The organism is Microcystis viridis FACHB-1342 (genome assembly GCF_014698335.1).
Lineage (GTDB): Bacteria > Cyanobacteriota > Cyanobacteriia > Cyanobacteriales > Microcystaceae > Microcystis > Microcystis ichthyoblabe_A.
The window spans coordinates 20,170-28,319 of the sequence record NZ_JACJSV010000064.1; the positions used below are offsets into that span (position 1 = coordinate 20,170).

Sequence of the window (8,150 nt, forward strand, 5' to 3'; positions counted from 1 at the left end):
CCCTCCGATACAATTCTTAAAAATTGGCTGTAACCTTTATATGTTACATTTTACAAGTCTCGACGCGAGAGAAGAGAAACTACCTCCTCCTCCGAAATTCACCACGTACCGGGAGGTGTCCCAAAGTCTCACTGGGAGGTGTCCCTGGGGTGCTTTTAGGTCAAAAGTAACATCCCTGTAGTATATCCAGCTATTATTCACTCGCCAGCCTACCCTATCTCCGAAAGCGTTCCAAACTCTTTGATTATACTCCCGCGTCCCACCGAGTTCGCGGTAGATTTTCGCCTGCACGGAAAAACCAAATTTTCCGCCACTATATTTAACCCATAATTGGTTAATGGTTCGCAAATCCTCGCAGGGAAAATTATCGATATCCTCTTCCCGTAGCCATCCTTCTGACCTGCGATTGGCTCCCTGTAGCATCACGACTCTTGTTTCCTCGTCCGCTTCTTTCCATTGCTGCCGTTTTAATAAATCTTCTAAGTTCCGATAATCGATTCCTTTGGCGCTTTTTAGTTCGATTTCTTCCAGTGCTGCGGGTTTCGGGGTTTCTGTTATCGTTTTACAAGTCTCGACGCGAGAGAAGATAGAACGACAAGCCTCTCCTACCCTCCAAGGTCCTCCCAATAAAATTCGCTGTCCTGGGAGGTGTCCTAGGGGTGCTTTTAGGTCAAAAGTAACATCATTGTAGAATATCCAGCTATTATTCACTCGCCAGCCTACTCTATCTCCGAAAGCGTCCCAAACTCTTCTATTATACTGCCGCGTCCCACCGAGTTCGCGGTAGATTTTCGCCTGCACGGAAAACCCGAAGCGACCGCCACTATATTTAACCCATAATTGGTCAATGGTTCGCAAATCTTCGCAGGGGAAATTATCCATATCCTCTACCCGTAGCCATCCTTCTGACCTGCGATTGGCTCCCTGTAGCATCACGACTCTTGTTTCCTCGTCCGCTTCTTTCCATTGCTGTTGTTCCAGTAAATCCCGTAGCTTCCTGTAATCGATTCCTTTCTCGCTTTTTAGTTCGATTTCTGGCGGTGCTGCGGGTTTCGGGGGTTCTGTTATCGTTTTCGCCGACTCGCCATTTATCGGTTCCGTTTTAGGGGACGGTGGGACGGGTTGTTGTGCTAATTTTCGATTAATTCTGTCGTAATCTTGCCAGTATTTAGGTCTGGTTGTATCCAAAGCCAGAACTCGTCTCATCAACTGTCGCGCTTCCTCTAGCTTTCCCTCCACTTCCAACTCTAAAGCTTCCACTCGCAATAACTCTATATCGGGAGTCTTTGCCTGTTTCGGTAACAGAATCAGATGATTTTTATAATGCGGTTCGACAATAGAATGGAGGGTTTGCGGGGGGTTGTTGTGTTGTCGGTTGATTTCTGGAATCCTTTCGCGGAGACGATTACAGAGTCTTTCTACTGTAGCGCAGTTATTTTCCCCTTGGATTCGTAAAGCCTCTAGAAGTGAATAGGTAAAGGAACCCTGTTGTAGTTCGGGAATTTCGTAGGATTCCTCCGTCGGACTACAGGAAGCGATGGTTATCACTCCCTGTTGCTTTTGCCAGCCTACGGATTTATTGCTAAAATCGTTCTCGTTGCGACAGGCATCCAGAAAGAGAATGATATTATCTGCACCGCATCTCCGTAAACGTTGGGTAACGTAATTGAGGGGAATGGTCGTCTGTTCGATTAAGGTCGGGTGTCCCTCGCTGGGAACGAGGTAATCCTGTCCCTGATGGCGTAATCCGTGACCACTGAAGAAAAACCAGAAATTATCGCCGGTTTCTAAGCGTTGCGACTCGAAAAAGTCTTGCAGGAAAGCCATTAGGTTTGTGTACGTCGGTTTCGTCTCCTGTTGGGAACCATTCGGCGCGGTTATTGGGTCAGACTCATCGGTAAACAGGAAAACTTCCTCAAAATTAATCTCGTCACGACAATAACGCGCCATCTCTACCGCGTCCTGCTTGGCACATTTGAGCGGTTTCAAGCGCTTATATTGATTTATCCCGATAAATAATCCCCAGTTCGCCATTAGTCTGCGGTCGGTGTGTTTTTCTCGTCTCGCTTGAATTTTAGGGTTAATCCGCCTTTGGTGCCGGTCTTAATCCCCGTCCCTAATAATTTTACCTCACCCTCCCCGGTAATCTCTACGCAAAGCTCTACTTCATCGAGTTTAAAACCGGTTTGTTGGTTGACCTGTTTCTGTGCTTGATTGAAGACTTTGCCGATAAGCTGGAGAAAATGGGAGAGTTCTGTCTCTAGCTTCTCTATGCTCACTTTTACGCCACGAGTCGCAGCTGCGGTGATAGTTTTCCCCTTGTCCCAGGGATTGTCATAGGTGTCGTTTCCTTTGGCATCTTTATCGGGGGTGACGGGGGTATCTTCTGCGGTGATAATCCAAATAGTTTCTTCTGGCATAACGTTCTCGTTTTTCGGCAATGGTTCTCCTTTATTATTCTAGTTACCCATTGCTAACTCACCTATAGAGATTATTGTACTTGGGTTGATGCAAGGAAACCCAATCAAGAGTAGGGTGGTTGGGTTTCGCTTTTTCTATTTTCCGCTACAATCGGAACAGCGCTGTACTGCTTGCTCAATCAATGCTTACCCTCAAAACGAGTAAACTAACCCTTGCTGATGTTCAACGTCATCTTAATTTCCAAGAAAAGCTTGAGGATGTTTCATTTACAGAGCTTTTAACATTGGAAACCGTCAGCGAGGCAGAAAAATTAGAACTTGTTCAAATCCGCAACGATTTTCGACCCTATTTGATGGAAGATAAAGCATCAGAAGGACAAGTTAAAGTTTTAACCCTATTTCCCCTATTGCGGTTAGCGGGTTTTTATCGTTATCCGATTAAGATTAGGGTTGAAGAAGGGATTGATAATATTATCCTTGTGGATGAAGATAAAACTATTAGCGGATGGTTTGATATTGTCACGGTGAATAATTCGATAGCAACTGTCAATGATATCCCTTTTTGGATTTTAGTCATTGAAGCTAAAGAGAGTGGAATCGAAGTGCGTCAGGGATTACCTCAATTATTGACTTATGCCTACAATAGCTTAGAAAGACAACCCTCAGTTTGGGGATTAGCAACTAATGGCTTACAATATATGTTCGTCCATCTCAGACAAGAAACTAACCCCACTTATCAGATAATGCCAGAACTTAATTTAATGTATCCTGAATCAGCAATTAATCTGCTCCAAATTCTCAAGGCAATGGGTCAGCTAATTTTAGAGATATAAATTAGGACTCAAATAAGCTATAATCTCTTAGGTTTTGACTGTCTATATAGGGAATTAAAAGCGTCTTGAATAATTACCACTATCTAAAACTCCTAAGTCAAAAATAAACTTAATTAAGGTGTCGATTGAACGAGAATGAATTAGTTGATGCTTGCTCAACATCTAACCAAGACTCGATTACAGAATTAACCACAGCAGCTACGCAGGAAATCGCTACACTATTACCGGTTAATTTTCGCATAGTTTGATAACTGCCGACAATTTGATAATCATCGGGAAAACCTTGTAAACGGAGCATTTCTCTTGCTGTTAAGCGTCTTTTCCCATCCACTAACAAATAATTATAGGATGCTCCTGCTCGCAAGGCACAGGAATAGGGATAAGCGCTGACATTTCCTCCTTTATTTTCGTGCCAGATAGTCGGTTCACTATAAGGTTTTTTTCCCTCTCTTTTCAGCAGGCGACTTTTTTGAATTTTTTCGGAAGCATAATAAAAATCCGAAACATTTTCCTCTAAGATTTCTGTTAAACTTGTTCTAGATAAAGCTGGTTTTGGCCAGATAAAACCCCTAGTTTCTCGGAAACCAACGATAAAAATCCTTTCCCGTTTTTGCGGTAAACCAAAATTAAGCGCATTCAAAACCCGATAATCGGTATAGTAATCTAAATCTTGTAAAGTATCGAGAATAACTTGCAAGGTTTTTCCCTGTTGATGTCCCTGCAATTGCTTGACATTTTCCAGAATAAATGCTGCGGGTTGTTTGGCTTTTAAAATGCGAGCAATCTCAAAAAATAGCGTGCCTCTGGTATCTTCAAATCCCTTTAAATTACCACAAATACTAAAGGGTTGACAGGGAAATCCCGCCATTAAAATATCATGATTGGGAATATCTAGGGCAGCGATTTCGGTAATATCTCCCCGGGGTTGGTCGCCAAAATTAGCGTGATAAATTGACCGAGCATCTTTATCTATATCACAGGAAAAAACACAATCAGATTCTAAGTTTTTTTGGCGACAAACTTGTTCAATCGCCACTCGAAACCCTCCCAAACCACAAAAGAGGTCAATAAAACGAATTTTTTTACTATCTTTCAGGAGATTCATCGATAGTTGAGATTGTAGCGATAGGGATATTCTCTTTGATTTTAACTTATCTAACTTTCACCAAAGAGCGGACGGTAAATATTTCATTGGCGCTTGAGAGTAACAAACTGAAAACAGTCGTCATCCCTGGGGACATACACAAAAAAAGGATGGTGGGTTAAGCTTCTTGAACCTCAGTTTTCTAGGAAATCACAGCGAAGAATAACAGAATTATATAATTTGAAATTCATCCTGTTTAAGATTTTGAATTGATTCAATCTTGGAAACTTCTACAGCGATAACTGTATAGGCTTTTCCCTGATTATTTAACACTTCTAAAACATAGCCATCCTCTTGGCCTTCGGGTCGAGGACAATAATCCACGATAATCGCGTGAGTGCCACGAGACAAATTAGATTCTGGCAAATCTTCGGTTAATTGAACTTCGGAAAACATATCAAATTTCATAGTCTAACTCTTTTAATCTGGTAATAAAGTCACAAATCTTGTTTCTTTCGTAAGTGAGTCGATAATCCAATAGGTAGAGACTCGTAAGTTTATCCCGTTCACCCCTTGTAAAAGTCCTTTAATTTCATAAATATCACCGAACTTTGTTTGTTTATTTAAGGTGGCCTCGTTGAGAAGAATACGTCTTAAATCTTGTTCCAATACCTGCCAGTTGTCTAAATTATATCCCGCTTGTGCCAGAAAGCCTGATTTATCATCTTTGGGTTGTAAAACTAGCAAATACTGGGTTAATTTAGCTGGTGGGATTGTCGCATTGGGATTTAAATAAGGCATTTATATTGTAATTTAGCCAATTTCTTTATAGACTTCTATAAAATAGATTTTACAGTATATGCGGGCAGTATTGCCAGGCTTTTTCTTTGTCTAGGATTTGATCATTTTCAACTTCTTCGATGAGTTTTCCTAGTCCGTAATCCTCTAGGATTTCTTCGATTTTTTCAAATTCAGCAATGGGAATCTGAACAGCAATCGGCTTTTGATCTTTGTCTAATACATAGTTTTTGGTAATTTCTAGCATTTGTAGTTCCTCTAAAAGTTCTCTAGATTATTATTGATAAATCAAATAAAACCGCACTCATAATTTTCGAGTTTGCTCTCTAGTAATTCTAGATATGATAACTGCGGTGGATGATTAGCATTCCATGCCAGAGCTTGATCTAATTTTTCTCGAAAAGGCGATCGATTTATCCAGTCTTCGTTTACGGGAGAGCGATCGATTAAATTTTGATAAAACTCATTCCACAGTTGACCCCATTCTTTTAGATCGATAACAACTGCTGTTTTTTCTCCTGTTTCATCGACAATATACTGAATACCTTTCATGATTTAAATTGTTGTGAGATGGATATTAACTAATAACTATATTTTAATCGATTCACGAGAAGATATGGATTTTGCCAGTTCTTGTCTAGCATCTTCCGATAGAGAACAACCAAAATCTAGAATCTCGATTAAAACTAACTGATCGTCCTCGGAATAATGTAATATTGTTTTCCCTTCCTCCTCTGCGTAAGCAATTGGATTATTGTTTAACTCAATTAATAAAGCATCCACATCTGAGCTATAGTGTATCTTGTTCATATCGGGATATCCTACCGGGGTAAAGGGTGATGATTAAGAAAAAAGCACTGAATTCTCGATAAACTACTCGAATCACTAAATTATCATTGAACTTTTTTTGTGCGATTCGCTTGTTGTCTTCAGAGATTTCTATTTTGTCAGGAAATTGTACAGTTTCGAGGATAAATTCAGGAGTGATAAAAATTCCACGAGCGGATAGCAAATTCAATTTGATTCTAGAATGCTCACTAAATCGAACTTCTTTCATTTATCCAACCAATATTATATCGCCAACCTGTAACAGGAATCGAAACCCTATCAATTTTTTCGATAATAATCGCATAACACACGATTTCTATTCCTCAATTATTTGATTTAATTTTTCCTTGAAAATCGTTTCTATTTCTTTATAGGACATCGTTTGAGGTGCGGGTTCATCGAATTGGAAGTTTACGAACACGCACAGAGTCATCGCTGATAGTAATTGCCGCACCTTCTGTCAGTTCCGTTTCCACAGTCAGTAAAACATCTAGAAGCCTTTGAGCAACTACATCAGGTCTGGCAGAAGATAACCGTAATGTAATCAAGCTAGGCAGTCCATAATTATTGAGGGCTACCAGCAGGGAAAAGTCTAAGTCTTGTGTTAAAATAACTTGACCTTCCACTCTGGCAAGTTCCAAAATCTCCGCGTCGGCAGCAGTGGCAGGTAAAAAGTCTGTAGTGCGTACTATGTCGTAGCCCTGTAACCTTAAAGCCGCAACTGTCAAAGGGGAGATAAGTACCTAAGCAAAATTAATTACACATATCTAACCACCTCTTGCCTCTTGCCTCTTGCCTCTTGCCTATCTTCACTAGGAAATTAATTTTGCACGACTACTTATGAACATCAGCCAGTAAACGCAGACTACTCATGCCGAAGTGAAGCTAACGATATAATCGGATACAGCCCAAGCTGCATAATTAAGAGCCTGACGAATATCTTCCTCCTCTAACTCTGGATAAGCCTCTAAGACTTCCTGAATAGATAACTGACTAGCCAACAGTTTCAGAACAAATCCCACAGTGATACGCATTCCTCGAATCGTTGGCTGTCCAAGACATATTTGTGGATTAACAGTAATACGGTCTAGCTCTTTAATCACTGTGGAACTCCTGAGATAAACTCCTCTTATATTGTTACATACAGCAATGAATTGTTATCGCTTTAACTCTTGTGTCGGCAATGAATTGGCAATTAATCAGAATTAATCTCAGGTGCGTTACGCCATCGGGCGCACCCTACAAAATCGGCGATCGCAGTGTATTTTAGGATTTAGGGCAGATTTCAAAAACAAGTTGTGAACGATAGAAGCAGACATCAAATTCTAGAAAAAAATTCATCCGACCCAGTAGTAAAGGTGTATCATCAGACAAGCTCCAAGCAAAAACCAGCCGAACTGGGTTGAAATTACCAATCTGTGCCGAAACCAGTAAACCTCGCGCCTCGATCGAAGCCAAATTACCAGCTAAGATGACAGAGGTTGTCTGCTCTTCCCAAATCGCACCAAGTTGAACTCCAGCGCTGTACGGTAAGACATTAACACTCGCACCCGTGTCTAACAGTGCTGAAAACTCTACCGAGCTATCTTGGTATGTCAGAGATATAGGTAGTTGAGGCAAGGCATCGGGGACACCAAATCCATCGAATCCTTCGGTAAAGTTAAATCGTTAGGCGTTACGCATTGTGCGTTGCTTGTTCCGAATCTAGGAGTTGAGCAAGTTTCTGCGCCGCTGCGTGTGAATTAAGCGGCGATGAGAGTAAATATGTTGCTCCTGGCTGTAGGCTTGGCTCCTCGTCTTTACTTAGTTCTGCGATCAGAAATTGCATCACCTTCAACTTGTCTGCACGAGGCAGACTTCTCAAAGTAGGGAATAGCTCTGCTATAGTCATCTGGCTTAGAGGATTGCATTACCTTTCCATTTTCTCATAAAGGGCCAATTCAAGTCTGAATTGCATCACTGTCTGATCTACCTTTATAGAATACCTCATTCGGGGTACGATAGTCAAGACATTTTCGAGGACGATTGTTAATCAAGTTTACGGCTCTTTCCACCTCCTCTGGCTTAACGATTTTAAAATTCGTTCCCTTGGGGAAAAATTGTCTTAACAGTCCATTGGTATGCTCGTTTAATCCCCTCTCCCACGAATGATAAGGAGTAGCAAAATAAAAATCTGCTCCTAGTTTC

General features: G+C 41.1%; 13 protein-coding genes. 1 reads left to right on the forward strand and 12 read right to left on the reverse strand.

Going from position 1 to position 8,150, the window contains the following annotated elements; all coding sequences use genetic code 11:
• Positions 1-36: 36 nt before the first annotated feature.
• Positions 37-2,034, reverse strand: a complete 1,998-nt coding sequence (locus tag H6G40_RS18060; RefSeq protein WP_190538098.1) for a GUN4 domain-containing protein — start codon at positions 2,032-2,034, stop codon at positions 37-39.
• Positions 2,034-2,420 (reverse strand): Pepco domain-containing protein, encoded by a 387-nt coding sequence (locus H6G40_RS18065; RefSeq protein ID WP_190538100.1) that lies wholly within the window; start codon positions 2,418-2,420, stop codon positions 2,034-2,036. The genes H6G40_RS18060 and H6G40_RS18065 overlap by 1 nt, the downstream gene beginning before the upstream one ends.
• A gap of 182 nt (positions 2,421-2,602) precedes the next feature.
• Here H6G40_RS18065 and H6G40_RS18070 point away from each other — a divergent pair, with 182 nt between their 5' ends.
• The gene (locus H6G40_RS18070; protein ID WP_069474595.1) at positions 2,603-3,253 is read left to right on the forward strand and encodes a restriction endonuclease subunit R; all 651 of its coding nucleotides are present in this window, start codon (positions 2,603-2,605) and stop codon (positions 3,251-3,253) included.
• Between the two features lie 109 nt (positions 3,254-3,362).
• Here H6G40_RS18070 and H6G40_RS18075 read toward each other — a convergent pair whose 3' ends face one another.
• The 10 genes from H6G40_RS18075 to H6G40_RS18115 all read right to left on the reverse strand — a co-directional run.
• Positions 3,363-4,358, reverse strand: coding sequence for a DNA cytosine methyltransferase (locus H6G40_RS18075; RefSeq protein WP_069474596.1), 996 nt, complete (start codon positions 4,356-4,358; stop codon positions 3,363-3,365).
• 210 nt (positions 4,359-4,568) lie between these two features.
• On the reverse strand, positions 4,569-4,805 hold the full coding sequence (locus H6G40_RS18080; protein WP_002731660.1) for a DUF4926 domain-containing protein: 237 nt from the start codon (positions 4,803-4,805) through the stop codon (positions 4,569-4,571).
• A gap of 12 nt (positions 4,806-4,817) precedes the next feature.
• The gene (locus H6G40_RS18085) at positions 4,818-5,138 is read right to left on the reverse strand and encodes a DUF6883 domain-containing protein (RefSeq protein WP_002743275.1); all 321 of its coding nucleotides are present in this window, start codon (positions 5,136-5,138) and stop codon (positions 4,818-4,820) included.
• Between the two features lie 49 nt (positions 5,139-5,187).
• A complete protein-coding gene (locus H6G40_RS18090; RefSeq protein ID WP_002792166.1) occupies positions 5,188-5,382 on the reverse strand; it encodes a hypothetical protein in 195 nt (64 codons plus the stop codon).
• Between the two features lie 41 nt (positions 5,383-5,423).
• Positions 5,424-5,687 (reverse strand): hypothetical protein, encoded by a 264-nt coding sequence (locus tag H6G40_RS18095; RefSeq protein WP_190538102.1) that lies wholly within the window; start codon positions 5,685-5,687, stop codon positions 5,424-5,426.
• Positions 5,688-5,723: 36 nt separating this feature from the next.
• The gene (locus H6G40_RS18100) at positions 5,724-5,945 is read right to left on the reverse strand and encodes a DUF2283 domain-containing protein (RefSeq protein WP_002775443.1); all 222 of its coding nucleotides are present in this window, start codon (positions 5,943-5,945) and stop codon (positions 5,724-5,726) included.
• A gap of 413 nt (positions 5,946-6,358) precedes the next feature.
• Entirely contained in the window at positions 6,359-6,691 is a 333-nt protein-coding gene (locus H6G40_RS18105) for a DUF5615 family PIN-like protein (RefSeq protein WP_199309462.1), read from the reverse strand.
• A 141-nt stretch (positions 6,692-6,832) separates the two neighbouring features.
• The gene (locus H6G40_RS18110; RefSeq protein WP_002775448.1) at positions 6,833-7,066 is read right to left on the reverse strand and encodes a DUF433 domain-containing protein; all 234 of its coding nucleotides are present in this window, start codon (positions 7,064-7,066) and stop codon (positions 6,833-6,835) included.
• Positions 7,067-7,229: 163 nt separating this feature from the next.
• Positions 7,230-7,583: an aspartyl protease family protein gene (locus tag H6G40_RS23465; protein ID WP_242028795.1), complete on the reverse strand. Its 354-nt coding sequence runs from the start codon at positions 7,581-7,583 to the stop codon at positions 7,230-7,232.
• Between the two features lie 320 nt (positions 7,584-7,903).
• On the reverse strand, positions 7,904-8,150 hold a 247-nt coding region (locus H6G40_RS18115; protein WP_190537171.1), incomplete at its 5' end, for an IS30 family transposase.